This window comes from Planomonospora parontospora (assembly GCA_014647935.1).
GTDB classification, from domain to species: Bacteria; Actinomycetota; Actinomycetes; order Streptosporangiales; family Streptosporangiaceae; genus Planomonospora; species Planomonospora parontospora.
Genome location: BMQD01000010.1, coordinates 178,822 through 192,169 on the forward strand (window position 1 = coordinate 178,822; position 13,348 = coordinate 192,169).

The window sequence follows — 13,348 nt, forward strand, 5'->3', positions numbered from 1 at the left end:
ACGCGCCGGGAACGGGACCATGAGGCGGGGGAGCGGCGCGGGCGCCGCTCCCCCCTCACGCTATCGGCGCAGGCCGAGCCGCTCGATGAGCGAGCGGTAACGCTGGATGTCCTTGCTCTGCAGGTACTTGAGCAGACGACGGCGACGGCCGACCAGCAGCAGCAGACCGCGCTGGCTGTGGAAGTCGTGCTTGTTGCGCTTCATGTGCTCGGTGAGCTCGCTGATGCGCTTGCTGAGCAGCGCGATCTGCACCTCGGGCGAACCGGTGTCGGTCTCGCTCTTGGCGTACTCACTGATGATCTGCTTCTTGGCGTCGGTGTCGAGCGACACATCTCTCCTTGAACGTCTACGGGCACGCGCGATTTCGAGAGCCCGAGCGACCGTGCGTGCCTACAGTCGCCGTGGCGGGATCAGAGACCGGGGGCTACGACACCACCGGTTACAGAGCTGACATGCCAGGCTACCATCGGCCGTTACCCGCTCGCACGCCCCACGGCACCGGGCGTCCCGCCGCGGTGCGGGCGGCTCCGCCCGCGGGCCCCGGACGGAGCCCCGGACGGAGCCGTGGGCGGGGCCGGGGGCCGCTCAGGAGGTGAAGCGGCGGGCCTCGTCGACGTCGGCGTGCATCTGCTCGATCAGCGCCTCGATCGAGTCGAACCTCTGGTTGTCACGGAGCCGGCGGCCGAACTCCACCGCCACGTGCGCGCCGTACAGCTCCAGGTCGTCGCGGTCGAGCGCGTAGGCCTCGACAGTGCGGGCCACTCCCTCGAACGTCGGGTTGGTGCCCACGGAGATCGCCGCGGGCCAGCGCTCGCCGTCGTAGGCGGCGGGCAGGTTCCCCACCGCGATGCCCTGGAGCCAGCCCGCGTAGACCCCGTCCGGCGGGATCGCGGTGAACTCGGGCGACTCGACGTTGGCGGTGGGGAAGCCGAGCTGGCGGCCGCGCTGGTATCCCCGGACCACCACGCCCTCCACCCGGTGCGGGCGGCCCAGCGCCGCGGTGACCGCCTCCACGTCCCCCGCGGCGAGCCGCTCGCGGATCCTGGTCGAGGAGATGGTCTCGCCGTCGCTGACCAGGGGGACGCCCTCGGCCTCGAAGTCGTACTTCTCGCCGAGCGTCCGCAGCGTCTCGACGTCGCCGGAGGCCTTGTGGCCGAAGCGGAAGTTCTCCCCCACCACGACTCCGGCCGCGTGCAGCCGGTCGACCAGCACGGTCTGCACGAACTCGTCCGGGCTCATCCGGGAGAACTCCAGGGTGAAGGGGAGCACGCAGACGGCGTCCACCCCGAGCGCGCCGAGCAGCTCGGTGCGGTGCCTGGCCGTCGTCAGCCGGGGCGGGTGCGTGCCGGGGCGGACCACCTCGTCCGGGTGCGGGTCGAAGGTCACGACCACCGAGGGGAGCCCGAGCCGCCCGGCCATCGCCACGGCGCGGGCCACCATCTGCTGGTGGCCGGCGTGCACCCCGTCGAAGACGCCGATCGTGATGACGGACCTGCCCCAGTCGTCGGGAACATCGTCCAGTCCGTGCCAGCTTCGCACCGCAGCCTCTTCCTTCTCGACGTCTCCCCTGCGTGGACCGCCGGGGATCGGGGGTTCCGGCCCTGGCCCGAGGGACAGGTCCTCCGCCCTGAGTATCCGGTGACGGATCGACTTCTCAAGCGTGCCATGCGCCGGGCGTTCCCACCGCATCGGGGAGGCCCTACGGCGCGGGGGATCCCACCCGCTCCGACTCCCGCCGCCCCGGCGGGGGCCGGCCGGGAGCGGTCCGGTCCGGGTCCCGCCGTCCCGGCGGGGGCCGGGCGGAACCGGTCCGGTCCGGGTCAGCCCGCGAAGACGGCCAGGGACTTGGCGACCCTGCCGTGCTCCTCGACCAGGGCGATGAGGGCGCCGTCCGGCCCGAACACCCCGATCGGTCCCGGACCCAGCCCCGCCGCGGGCAGCCGCCCGCCGTGCGCGACCGTGCCCGCCTCCTCCGCGGTCACGTCGCGCCGGGGGAAGGCCGCCGCGACGGCGTCGGCCATCGGCAGGATCGCGCACTCCCGGCCGAGCTCCTCGATCGTGCGGGCCATCGACAGGTCGTACGGGCCGACCCGGGTGCGGCGCAGGCGGGTCAGGTGGCCGCCGGTGCCCAGGGCCGCGCCCAGGTCGCGGGCCAGGGCCCGGATGTAGGTGCCGCTGGAGCAGGTCACCGAGACGTCGACGTCGAGCAGGTCGCCCTCCCGGCGGACGGCGGCCACCTCGAATCCGGACACCGTCACCGGGCGCGCCGCCAGCTCGACCTCCTCCCCCGCCCTGGCCATCTTGTAGGCTCGCTGCCCGTTCACCTTGATGGCGCTCACCTGCGGCGGGACCTGCATGATCCGGCCGGTCAGCGCCGCGATCCCCCGGCGGACGTCCTCCTCGGCCACGCCGGCGGCCGGCGCCGTCGCGACGACCTCGCCCTCGGCGTCGTCGGTGTTGGTCGTCTGGCCCAGCCGGATGGTGCCGTCGTAGCCCTTCTCGGTCAGCGCCAGGTGGCCGAGGAGCCGGGTCGCCTTCTCCACGCCCACGACCAGCACGCCGGTGGCCATCGGGTCCAGGGTCCCGGCGTGGCCGACCCTGCGGGTGCCCGCGATGCCGCGGAGCTTGCCGACGACGTCGTGCGAGGTCCAGTCGGCGGGCTTGTCCACGATGATCAGCCCGCTCGGCGGCGGGGTTCGCTTGGCGCGAGCCGTGCTCATCGAATCTCCTCGGTTGTGGAGACCTCCGCCCCGGAAGCGGGAGGGAGGTCGGCGGCGCGTCCTCCAGGCGGGGACGTCTTCACGGGCTTGCGGGGGACGCCTCTACAGCAGCGCGCGGAGACCGGCCATGGTCTCCTCGACGGGCAGGCGCGAGGTGAAGCCCGCGGCCCTGGCGTGCCCGCCGCCGCCCAGCGCGGAGCAGACGCGGGCGACGTCCACGCCGCCCCGGGAGCGGGTGGAGACCTGCCAGGCGCCGTCGTCGTCCTCCTTGAGGACCACGGTCACCTCCGCCTCGCCGGTGCGCCGGACCACGTCGATGATCCCCTCCACCTCGTCGTACGGCAGGCCGTACGGGGCCCGGTCGGCCCGGGTGACGAACGTCCACACCAGGCCCCCGCCCACCTCCGGCTCCAGCGTCGCCCGGCCGAGGACGGCGCCCAGCACCTTCAGGTAGCCGAACGGGGAGCTGTCCCACAGCCTGCGGGCGATCTCCTCGGGGTCCGGTCCGGCCGCCACCAGCCTGGCGGCCATGTCGTGGGCCGCCGGGGTGGTCGAGGAGTGCCGGAAGGAGCCGGTGTCGGTGACCAGGCCGACGTACAGGCAGGTGGCGATCGCCTCGTCGATCGGCAGGCCCAGCCGGTGCAGCAGCCGCTCGACGAGCGTGGTGGTGGACGCGGCGGCGGGGTCGATCAGGTTGAGCGTGCCGAAGCCGGGGTTGGACGGGTGGTGGTCCACCACGATCAGCTCCCCGGCCCTGCCCGCGCTCTCCGCCAGCGTGCCCAGCCGGTCCACGGTGGAGACGTCGAAGGTGACCATCAGCTCCGGGGCCTCGGGGTAGCGGGCGGGCTCGACCAGGAGGTCCTGGCCGGGCAGGAAGCGCAGCAGCCGGGGCACCGCGAAGCGGCGGTCGCCGAAGGAGGCCGTCACCCGCTTGCCCGCCGCGCGCAGCGCCGCACCGGCCGCCAGCATCGAGCCGAGCGCGTCGCCGTCCGGCGACACGTGGCAGGCCAGCGCGACCTCGGAGGCGGACGAGATCAGCGCGACGGCCCGATCCCAGTCCGCGTCCGGCGCCTGGACCCCGAGGGCGCCGCCGGGCATCCCCGCACCGGCCGCCATCTCGCCCGGTGTCACGTCGCCGGACGTCCGGCGCGGTCCGGGGCTCCGTCCGCGCTCCCGCCGGACTCCCCGTCCGCGGCGCCCTCGGCGTCCTCATCGTCTTCGAGGGCCTCGTCGGCCTCGTCCCTGGGCCGCCGGTACGGGTCGGCCTCGCCGGCGTGCCGGGCCTTCTCCCGCTTTCTGGCGATCTCCTCGTCCCTGGCCCTGGCCTCGGCGAAGAGGTCGTCCAGGTGGCGGGCGCTGTCCGGGAGCGGGTCGTGGGTGAACGTCAGCGTCGGCGTGTGGCGCAGGCCGGTCTGGCGGCCCACCTCCGAGCGGATGAGCCCCTTCGCGCTCTCCAGCGCCGCCGCGGAGTCGGCCCGCTCGGCCTCGGACCCGAACACGGTGTAGAACACCGTGGCCTCACCGAGGTCCGCGGTGATCCGGGCGTCGGTCACGGTCACGAAGCCGAGTCGCGGGTCCTTGATCCGGCGCTCCAGCATCTCCGCCACCACCTGCTGGATACGGTCAGCGATCTTGCGAGCGCGTGCGGCGTCCATCGTCGCTCCCCCTTCTCACAGAGACGACCGGGCGCGAAGGCGTCTTCGCGGCCGGTCCTCTGCGTCTGCTAGTCCTCGTCCTCGTTGTAGAGCCGCTGCCGCGCGGACAGCAGCTCGATCTCCGGGCGGCCGGCGACCAGGCGCTCACAGTCGTCCAGCACGGCGCCGCAGTTGGCGGCGGTGGCGGAGACGACCGCGATCCCGATCTCCGTACGGCGGTGCAGGTCCAGGTGGCCGGTCTCGGCGACCGCCACGGCCGGGAACTTCTTCTGCACCTCGGCGATGATGGGACGCACCACGGAGCGCTTCTGCTTCAGCGAGTGAACGTCGCCGAGCAGGATGTCCAACGTCAGGGCACCTACGTACATGTCAGGTTCACCGCGCATGCCCACTCCCGGCCCCGCGCCGGTGCGGTGGTGCGCACCGGCGCGGAGAGGGGGCGAGGCGTCAGGCGCGCGGCTTCTCCCGCATCTCGAACGTCTCGATGACGTCGTCGATCTTGATGTCGCTGTAGCCGACACCGATACCGCACTCGAAGCCGTCGCGGACCTCGGTCGCGTCGTCCTTGAACCGGCGCAGCGAGGAGACCGTGAGGTTGTCGGAGATCACGACACCGCCACGGATGATCCGCGCCTTGCTGTTGCGGACGATCGTGCCCGAACGGACCAGCGCACCGGCGATGTTGCCGATCTTCGGCACCTTGAAGACCTCGCGGACTTCGGCGGTGCCCATCTGGACCTCTTCGAACTCGGGCTTGAGCATGCCCTTGAGGGCCGCCTCGATCTCCTCGATCGCCTGGTAGATGACCGAGTAGTAGCGGATGTCGACGCCCTCGCGCTCGGCCAGGTCGCGCGCCCGGACCTCGGGGCGCACGTTGAAACCGATGATGACGGCGTTGTCGTCGGCCACGGCCAGGTTGACGTCGTACTCGGTGATGGCACCGACCGCGCGGTGGAGCACCCGCAGGCGCACCTCCTCGCCGACGTCGATCTTGAGCAGCGCGTCCTCGAGGGCCTCGACCGAACCGGAGACGTCACCCTTGATGATGAGCTTGAGCTCGTCGACCTGGCCCTTCTCCATCTCGCTGAAGAGCTCTTCGAGGGTGCGGCGGCGGCCGGACCTGGCCATGTCCGCGATGCGCTTGCGCGCCGCGCGCTGCTGGGCGATCTGGCGCGCCATCCGGTCGTCGGTGACCACGATGAAGTTGTCACCGGCGCCGGGCACCGCGGTCAGACCGAGGACCAGCACCGGACGCGACGGGTCGGCCTCTTCGATCGACTCGCCGTTGTCGTCCAGCATCGCCCGGACGCGGCCGAAGGCCTCGCCGCAGACGATCGAGTCGCCGACGCGGAGCGTGCCGCGCTGGACCAGCACGGTCGCGACCGGACCGCGGCCCTTGTCGAGGTGGGCCTCGATGGCGACGCCCTGGGCGTCCATCGTCGGGTTCGCCCGCAGGTCGAGCTCGGCGTCCGCGGTGAGCAGGACCGCCTCGAGCAGGCTCTCGATGCCGATGTCGTTCTTGGCGGAGATGTCCACGAACATCGTGGTGCCGCCGTACTCCTCGGCGACGAGGCCGTACTCGGTGAGCTGGGCGCGCACCTTGCTCGGGTCCGCACCCTCCTTGTCGATCTTGTTGACCGCGACCACGATCGGCACGTCGGCCGCCTGGGCGTGGTTCAGCGCCTCGATGGTCTGCGGCTTCACACCGTCGTCGGCCGCGACCACCAGGATGGCGATGTCGGTGACCTTGGCACCACGGGCACGCATGGCGGTGAACGCCTCGTGACCCGGGGTGTCGATGAAGGTGATCCGCCGCTGCTCGCCCTCGTGGTCGGTGGCGATCTGGTAGGCACCGATGTGCTGGGTGATGCCGCCGGCCTCGCGTGCCACCACGTTGGTCTTGCGGATGGCGTCGAGCAGCCTGGTCTTACCGTGGTCGACGTGACCCATGACGGTCACGACCGGCGGACGGGCGACCAGGTCGGCGTCGTCGCCCTCGTCCTCGCCGAACTCGATGTCGAAGGACTCGAGAAGCTCGCGGTCCTCCTCCTCCGGGCTCACGACGAGCAGGTTGTAGTCCAGCTCGGCGGCGAGGAGCTGCAGCGTCTCCTCGTTGACCGACTGCGTCGCGGTCACCATCTCACCGAGGTGCAGCATGATCTGCACCAGCGACGCGGGGTTCGCACCGATCTTGTCCGCGAAGTCCGCCAGGGACGCGCCGCGAGACAGGCGGATCGTCTGACCGCCGCCGCGGGGGGCCTGCACGCCGCCGATCGCCGGCGCCTGCATGTTGTCGAACTCCTGGCGCCTCTGGCGCTTGGACTTGCGTCCGCGGGCCGGGCGTCCGCCCGGACGGCCGAAGGCGCCCGCCGTACCGCCGCCGCGGCCACGGCCGCCGCCACCGGGACGACCGGCGAAACCGCCGCCGCCACCGGGGGCGCCGGTTCCGGTGCCGGGACGGCCGGCACCGCCACCCGGACGACCGGCGAAACCGCCGCCGCCACCGGGACGACCGGCACCGCCACCCGGACGGCCGGCACCGCCGCCGGGACGGCCGCCGCCACCGGGACGACCGGCACCGCCGCCGCCCGGACCCGCCGGACGGCCCTGGGGCATCATCATCGGGCTGGGACGCGGACCGCCGGGACGGGGACCGCCGGCACCCGCGCCGCCGCCGGGGCGCGGACCGGCCGCGCCGGCACCGCCGCCCGGACGCGGACCGCCCGCGCCGGGCCCCGGACGGGGACCGGCCGCACCGGGCGGGCCGGGACGGGCGCCCGGAGGACGCGGAGCCGCACCGTCGCGCGGGCCGCGGTCCTCACGAGGACCGCCGCCGGGACGGGGACCGCGGTCACCGGGACCGCCGGGGCCGCCCGGACGCGGCGGACGGGTCTGGCCCATGCCGCTGGCGTTCGAGGAGAACGGGTTGTTGCCCGGCCGCGGGCCGCGCGGGCCCGGACGCGGACCCGGCTTGGCACCGGGACCACCGGGAGCCCCGGCGGCGGGACGCGGGCCCGAAGGGGCACCGGGACCGCCGGCGGGACGGGCCTGCGGGCCGGCCGCCTCGGGACGCGGCGCCGGACGCGGACCCGGACGCGGACCCGGCTTGGCACCGGGACCACCGGGGCCCGCGGGCCGCGGAGCCGGAGGCGCCTCGAAACGCGGCGGCTGGACCGGCGACGGCTGCTGCTGCACCGGCGGCTGCTGCTGGATCTGGGGCTCCTGCTGGACCTGGGGCTGCGGGGCCTGCGGCGCGGGGGCCGCAGGACGCGGAGCCGGCCGCGGACCCGGCTTGGGAGCCGGTCCCGGCCTGGGAACCGCGGTGGGCGCCGCAGCGCCGCCGACCTGGCCCTCGGCCGGCCGGGGGGCCGCCTGAGGCGGCCTGGGCGCCCTTCCGGCACCCTTGTCGGACGAACCCTTCGCGGGCACGCCCAAAGCTTCCGTGAGCCTGCGGACCACCGGTGCTTCGATGGTCGAGGACGCCGAACGAACGAACTCGCCCATCTCCTGGAGCTTGGCCATGACGACCTTGCTCTCCACACCGAACTCCTTGGCGAGCTCGTATACCCGGACCTTCGCCACTGCACTCCCTTACTCGGCCCGGGAGGCTGTGCCGCCGGACCGTCGTTACGTAGACGTACTCATCGCCGCATGCTCATCAGGCGCTCATAGCTATCTGACCAGCCCATCAACTCGGCGTCCTACATGACAGTTGGCAACCATTTCACCCGGTCCTTTCAGCCTGCAGCTCTTCCACGTGGCCGCGCACGAGCGACAGGTCGAGCGTTTCCGTGACGCGGAAAGCGCGCGGAAACGCCCGTCTGCGCTCGGCGAGCTCGAGGCATCTCGGGGTGGGATGCAGTGAAGCACCACGCCCCGGGAGCCGTCGTCGCAGGTCGGGGACTATGACGCCCTCGACCGCCACCAGGCGGAGCAGCTCGGAGGAGACCGTGCGAACCCGGCAGCCCACACAAGTTCTCAGTGGGGCGGCCTGGCCACCATATTCCAGCTTACCGTGTGGACGCATCTGCGGAACCGGCCGCACCCTCCACAGGGGTGTCCGGCCGGATGTCGATGCGCCAACCGGTCAGGCGGTTGGCCAGCCGGGCGTTCTGCCCCTCCTTGCCGATGGCGAGGGAGAGCTGGTAGTCCGGCACGGTCACCCGCGCGGCACGGCCGGCGGCGTCGATCACCTCGACATGGGAAACACGGGCGGGCGACAGGGCATTCCCGACGAACTCCGCCGGGTCCTCCGACCAGTCGATGATGTCGATCTTCTCGCCGTGCAGCTCGGTCATCACGTTGCGCACCCGCGAGCCCATCGGGCCGATGCAGGCGCCCTTGGCGTTGACGCCCGGCCGGCGGGAGCGAACCGCGATCTTGGTACGGTGGCCCGCCTCCCGGGCGATCGCCGCGATCTCGACGGTGCCGTCGGCGATCTCCGGGACCTCCAGCGCGAAGAGCTTCTTCACCAGGCCGGGGTGGGTCCGCGACAACGTCACCGACGGGCCCTTGTGCCCCTTCTTGACCTGCACCACGTAGCAGCGGATCCGCTCTCCGTGGACGTACTCCTCACCGGGGACCTGCTCGTTGTGCGGGAGCACCGCCTCGATCTTGCCCAGGTCCACCAGGACGACCCGCGGGTCCTTGCCCTGCTGGATCACCCCGGCCACGAGCTCGCCCTCACGGCTGGCGAACTCGCCGAAGTTGATCTCGTCCTCGGCGTCCCGGAGCTGCTGCAGGATGACCTGCTTGGCGGTGGTCGCGGCGATGCGGCTGAAGTTGCCCGGGGTGTCGTCGTACTCGCGGAGCACCTCCCCGTTCTCGCCGATCTCCGCGGCGTAGATGGCCACGTGACCGGTGCTCCGGTCCAGCTCGGCGCGGGCCTTGGCGGCCGCGCCCTCGGTCCGGAAATATGCGATCAGCAGCGCGTCCTCGATCGCCTTGACGACCAGGTCGAAGGAGATGTCCTTCTCCCGCTCCAGGCTGCGCAGGACGCTCATGTCGATGTCCACGAGGCTCCCCCTTAGCCCTCGTCGCCGTCTTCGCCGTCGTCTTCGGCGTCGTCGCTCTCATCGAGCCGGCGGAATTCCACCTGCACCCGTCCTCGGGCCAGGTCCTGATAGTCGGCGCGGTGCCGCACGCCCTCGACGTCCAGCTCCACACCGGTCTCGTCGGTCGCGACGATCCGGCCCTCCACGCAGGTGCCGTCCCGCAGGTCGGCCTTGACCAGCCGGCCCGCCGCCCGGCGCCAGTGGCGCGGCTCGGTGAGCGGGCGGTCGACTCCGGGAGAGGAGACTTCCAGCACGTAGGGGGCGGAGCCCATCGCGTCGCCGGCGTCCAGCGCCGCGGAGACGACGTGGCTGACCTCCGCCACGCCGTCCAGGCTCACGCCGCCGTCGCGGTCGACGACGACGCGGAGCAGCCGGCGCTTGCCCGCCGGCGTGACCGTGACGTCCTCCAGGTCGAACCCTTCGGCCTCGACGACGGGCCCCAGAAGCTTCATCAGGCGGTCGCGGGATGTGACGCTGCCCATGTCGACCTCCTATTGTCACGATCTCGTCCGGGCGCACCTCGCCCATGTGATTCCCCAGCCTATCCACACCGGAGCGCGGAAAGAGCGTCACTCGGTGTGGCGGAGCCGTCCGGGACACGGGGTGAGCGCGGTTGCGAGCCCGTACGATGCTAGAGGCGTCAGCACCCCACCCGAGACCGGAGGTCGTCCGTGCGTTCCCTCACCCGGCGCGCGCTGCTGCGGAGCGGTGCCCTCGGGACGGCCGCCGCGACGCTCACAGGATGCGCCGGCGAGGAGCCCGGGCCCGCCCCCGCGCCGCCGCCCGACCCGGAGACCGTGCTGCTCAGGCAGCTGATCGAGGAGAAGGAGCGGACCGTCGCGCTGTACGCCGCGCTGCCCTCGCGCAGGCTCGCCCCCTTCCGGCGGCGGCACGAGGCCCACCTGGCGGAGCTGCGCCGGAGACTGCCCGCCGGGAACGTTCCGGAACCCGGTGTCCCGGCGTCGCCGTCCACCTCGCCGTCCACCTCGCCGTCCACCTCGCCGTCCGCCGCCCCGTCCGTCTCCGGGTCCCCTTCGCCGAGTCCGGCACCGTCCCTGCGGAAGCTGCGCGACCTGGAGCGCAGGGCCGCCGCGCTCCGGCCCCGGCAGACCGAGGGGGTCTCCCCCGCGCTCGCGCAGCTGATCGCGTGCATCGGCGCCTGCGAGGCCGCGCACGCGGTGGCCCTGCCGAGGTCCCTGTGAGCGCCGGGACCGGCGGGCTCTCCACCGCCCTGGCCGCCGAGCACGCGGCCGTCTACGCCTACGGGGTCATCGCCGCCAGGACCACGGGCGAGCTGCGCGCCACCGCGACGGCGGCGTTCAAGGCCCACCGCGTCCGCCGCGACCGGCTCCGGGCCATGATCACCGAGCGCGGCGGCGTCCCCGCCGAGGCCGACCCGGCCTACGCGCTCCCGGTCACCCCGTCCAGCGCCGACCAGGCCGTGGAGCTGGCGGTGCTGGTCGAGAAGGGGGTGACCACCGCCTACCTGGAGCTGGCCGCCGACGACGACCCGGTGCTGCGCCGCACGGCCGCGCTGGCCATGCAGGAGTGCGTCAAACGCTCCTACGGCCTGCGTCCGGAGATCGAGGCCTTCCCCGGCATGCCGCCCGGCACGGTGCCCTCGGCGCCCCCGGCGCACCCGGCGTCCTCGGCGCCCCCGACGCCGTCACCGTCGTCCTCGCCCGCCGCGACCCCGGGGCCCGGGGAGGACGGCGCCCGCACCTCCTGACGGCCTCCAGGGACGCCCCAGACCGTTTTACACAGGTTTGCAGCGCCTGTGACGGGTAGCCGACCTTCACGGATTCACAAGGAGGAAAGCGATGGGCTGGGGATTCAGGAAGTCGATGAAGTTCGGTCCGTTCCGTCTCAACCTCTCCCGGAGCGGAGTCGGTCACAGCTGGGGCAACCGCGCGTTCCGGGTGACCCGGACGGCCGACGGCCGCCGCACGCTGAGCGTCAACCTGCCCGGCGGCCTGCACTGGCGCAAGACCCTCAGCGGGTCGTCCCGCCGCTGATCCGGAACCCCGGGCGGGCGCCCGGCGTTGTTCCCACTGCAGGCATCCAGGGTTTCCGGAGGAGACGGGGAGAGACATGGGCTGGAACTACCACAAGTCGATCAAGCTGGGCCCGTTCCGCCTCAACCTGTCCCGGCACGGGGTCGGGCACAGCTTCGGTGGCCGCCGGTTCCACGTCTCCCGGACGCCCGACGGCCGCAAGTACGTGAGCGTCACCCTGCCGGGCGGGTTCCACCTCGGCAAGACGATCGGCGGCCACCCGCGCCGCCGCCGTTACTAGACTCCGCCCTTCCGCCCCGCCGGGTGCGCTCAGCCCGCCCCCGGCCGGGTGAACCCCAGGCGGGGCGTCGAATAGTCGCCGTAGCTCTCGACGCGCACCACCGAGCGCGAGTTGGGCGCGTGGATCATGGTCTGCCGCTCGGGGTCGAGCACGATGCCCACGTGGTCGGCCTTGCCGTCTCCGGTGCTGTCGAAGAAGATCAGGTCTCCGGCCTGCACCTCGCCGTCGGGCACCCGCGGTCCGTGCACCCACTGGTCCGCGGCGACCCGGGGGATGCCGATCCCGGCCGCCTGGTACGACCGGAGCGTCAGGCCGGAGCAGTCGAAGGTGTTCGGCCCGGTCGCTCCCCAGACGTAGCGGTCGCCGAGCTGGTCCAGCGCGTACCCCACGATCGCCTTGGCGCGGGGGTTCGCACCCAGGTTGGGGATCGTGACCGGGCCCCCCGGACTCCCCCCCGGATAGACGGTCCCGCCGGACCCGCCCCCTCCGCCCGGTCCGTACCCGGATCCCGCACCGTACCCCCCGGAGCCGCCGGTTCCGCCGTCCACCGGTGCCGAGCCGTCGTATCCGGCCAGCTGCGTCGATCTCCCCTGCCGGAAGTCCGGGTCGGGCACCCAGCGCATCGCGGGGTTGTTGCGGGGGACGAAGTCCTGGTCCCCCGGAGCGGGGATGGCGGTGAAGAACGCGGTGCCGAGGTGCCCGCCGAGCGCGCCGACGGCCGCCTCGACGGCCTCGACGGCCCGCCGTCGCGAGTGTTCGGCCCGCCCCAGGGCGTCGGCCGCCTGAGATGCGACGATCTCCGCCGGCACGGCGCCGCCGGTCCGCTCGCGCTGCCCGGCCAGCCAGGCCTGCTTCTCCTCGTAGATCGCCTGGACCTCGCCCCTGGCGGTCTCCAGCGCGCTCCCGGCGCGCTCCAGCGTGGCGGCGCAGCTCTTCAGCGCGTCACCGAGGGCCGTGCCCGCCCGCGGGTACCTGGCCATGTAGCCGATGAAGTTCTCGGCGGCGCCGCCGTTCCAGGCGTCGTCCACGGTGCCGGCCGCGCGCTTGAGCGCGCCGGTGTGCGTGCCGACGCCGGTCGCCAGCGTCCGCCAGCGCTTCGCGATCCCGGATATCTCGGACTGGTCACCGGTCAGCTCGTCGACGATGCGCAGGAGGGCGCCGAACTCCCCCTCCCCGCCGCCCGTCACACGCTCTCCACCGGGACGTCCGGCCCGTCGGCCCTGCGGACGTTGGCGATGACGGTGTGCAGCGCCGCCTCGACCTTGTCGAGGTTCCGCTGGGCGTACCGGGTCTCCGCCTCGATCTTCCCCTCGAGCTTGCGGACGGCCTCGGCGAGCCTGCCGGACGCGTCCCCGAGCTTCCCGAAGCAGGAGGATCCGACATCGGTGGGCCGCTCGTCGGCCGTGCTCCTGAACTGGTTCGCGACGCTTCTGGCCTTGTTCGCGCACTCTTCCAGCGCGTCGAAATGGAGGTCGAACCCTTTCACGGAACCTCACCCCATATGCCCCACGGGTGCCGATCGTCGGTAAAAGCTATCACTTCGATGATCAGAAAAGGGGCTTTCGCCCCGAACGCGCGCACGGCGCCGACCGGAGGACGGCGCCGTGCGCGACCGGGCCCGGAG

General features: G+C 73.0%; 16 protein-coding genes. 4 read left to right on the forward strand and 12 right to left on the reverse strand.

What is annotated here, in order from left to right; all coding sequences use genetic code 11:
* Nucleotides 1-60 precede the first annotated feature (60 nt).
* The 10 genes from rpsO to rimP all read right to left on the reverse strand — a co-directional run bounded on the left by rpsO (nucleotide 61) and on the right by rimP (nucleotide 9,911).
* Nucleotides 61-330, reverse strand: coding sequence for a 30S ribosomal protein S15 (rpsO, locus tag IEZ07_RS17500; protein WP_068896989.1), 270 nt, complete (start codon nucleotides 328-330; stop codon nucleotides 61-63).
* A 255-nt stretch (nucleotides 331-585) separates the two neighbouring features.
* On the reverse strand, nucleotides 586-1,539 hold the full coding sequence (locus IEZ07_RS17505; protein ID WP_191895725.1) for a bifunctional riboflavin kinase/FAD synthetase: 954 nt from the start codon (nucleotides 1,537-1,539) through the stop codon (nucleotides 586-588).
* A gap of 281 nt (nucleotides 1,540-1,820) precedes the next feature.
* Entirely contained in the window at nucleotides 1,821-2,720 is a 900-nt protein-coding gene (gene truB, locus IEZ07_RS17510; protein WP_191895726.1) for a tRNA pseudouridine(55) synthase TruB, read from the reverse strand.
* A 102-nt stretch (nucleotides 2,721-2,822) separates the two neighbouring features.
* Nucleotides 2,823-3,851: a DHH family phosphoesterase gene (locus IEZ07_RS17515; RefSeq protein WP_239320081.1), complete on the reverse strand. Its 1,029-nt coding sequence runs from the start codon at nucleotides 3,849-3,851 to the stop codon at nucleotides 2,823-2,825.
* A complete protein-coding gene (gene rbfA, locus IEZ07_RS17520; protein WP_191895727.1) occupies nucleotides 3,848-4,375 on the reverse strand; it encodes a 30S ribosome-binding factor RbfA in 528 nt (175 codons plus the stop codon). The genes IEZ07_RS17515 and rbfA overlap by 4 nt, the downstream gene beginning before the upstream one ends.
* Before the next feature lie 68 nt (nucleotides 4,376-4,443).
* Nucleotides 4,444-4,743 (reverse strand): DUF503 domain-containing protein, encoded by a 300-nt coding sequence (locus IEZ07_RS17525; protein WP_068897117.1) that lies wholly within the window; start codon nucleotides 4,741-4,743, stop codon nucleotides 4,444-4,446.
* 79 nt (nucleotides 4,744-4,822) lie between these two features.
* On the reverse strand, nucleotides 4,823-7,957 hold the full coding sequence (gene infB / locus IEZ07_RS17530; RefSeq protein ID WP_191895728.1) for a translation initiation factor IF-2: 3,135 nt from the start codon (nucleotides 7,955-7,957) through the stop codon (nucleotides 4,823-4,825).
* Nucleotides 7,958-8,099: 142 nt separating this feature from the next.
* The gene (locus IEZ07_RS17535; RefSeq protein ID WP_084008282.1) at nucleotides 8,100-8,402 is read right to left on the reverse strand and encodes a YlxR family protein; all 303 of its coding nucleotides are present in this window, start codon (nucleotides 8,400-8,402) and stop codon (nucleotides 8,100-8,102) included.
* Complete coding sequence (gene nusA, locus IEZ07_RS17540) at nucleotides 8,386-9,390, reverse strand: transcription termination factor NusA (RefSeq protein WP_191895729.1); 1,005 nt, start codon at nucleotides 9,388-9,390, stop codon at nucleotides 8,386-8,388. Before nusA ends, IEZ07_RS17535 begins: the two co-directional genes overlap by 17 nt.
* An 11-nt stretch (nucleotides 9,391-9,401) precedes the next feature.
* On the reverse strand, nucleotides 9,402-9,911 hold the full coding sequence (rimP, locus tag IEZ07_RS17545) for a ribosome maturation factor RimP (RefSeq protein WP_191895730.1): 510 nt from the start codon (nucleotides 9,909-9,911) through the stop codon (nucleotides 9,402-9,404).
* Nucleotides 9,912-10,100: 189 nt separating this feature from the next.
* Here rimP and IEZ07_RS17550 point away from each other — a divergent pair, with 189 nt between their 5' ends.
* The 4 genes from IEZ07_RS17550 (at nucleotide 10,101) to IEZ07_RS17565 (ending at nucleotide 11,724) form a co-directional block, all read left to right on the forward strand.
* On the forward strand, nucleotides 10,101-10,631 hold the full coding sequence (locus tag IEZ07_RS17550) for a hypothetical protein (protein ID WP_191895731.1): 531 nt from the start codon (nucleotides 10,101-10,103) through the stop codon (nucleotides 10,629-10,631).
* Nucleotides 10,628-11,158: a ferritin-like domain-containing protein gene (locus IEZ07_RS17555; protein ID WP_191895732.1), complete on the forward strand. Its 531-nt coding sequence runs from the start codon at nucleotides 10,628-10,630 to the stop codon at nucleotides 11,156-11,158. Before IEZ07_RS17550 ends, IEZ07_RS17555 begins: the two co-directional genes overlap by 4 nt.
* 91 nt (nucleotides 11,159-11,249) lie before the next feature.
* On the forward strand, nucleotides 11,250-11,444 hold the full coding sequence (locus tag IEZ07_RS17560) for a DUF4236 domain-containing protein (RefSeq protein WP_068896999.1): 195 nt from the start codon (nucleotides 11,250-11,252) through the stop codon (nucleotides 11,442-11,444).
* A gap of 76 nt (nucleotides 11,445-11,520) precedes the next feature.
* Nucleotides 11,521-11,724, forward strand: coding sequence for a DUF4236 domain-containing protein (locus tag IEZ07_RS17565; RefSeq protein WP_191895733.1), 204 nt, complete (start codon nucleotides 11,521-11,523; stop codon nucleotides 11,722-11,724).
* Between the two features lie 29 nt (nucleotides 11,725-11,753).
* Here IEZ07_RS17565 and IEZ07_RS17570 read toward each other — a convergent pair whose 3' ends face one another.
* Nucleotides 11,754-12,911: a bifunctional WXG100 family type VII secretion target/C40 family peptidase gene (locus IEZ07_RS17570; RefSeq protein ID WP_191895734.1), complete on the reverse strand. Its 1,158-nt coding sequence runs from the start codon at nucleotides 12,909-12,911 to the stop codon at nucleotides 11,754-11,756.
* On the reverse strand, nucleotides 12,908-13,210 hold the full coding sequence (locus tag IEZ07_RS17575) for a hypothetical protein (RefSeq protein ID WP_191895735.1): 303 nt from the start codon (nucleotides 13,208-13,210) through the stop codon (nucleotides 12,908-12,910). Before IEZ07_RS17575 ends, IEZ07_RS17570 begins: the two co-directional genes overlap by 4 nt.
* Between the last annotated feature and the right edge of the window lie 138 nt (nucleotides 13,211-13,348).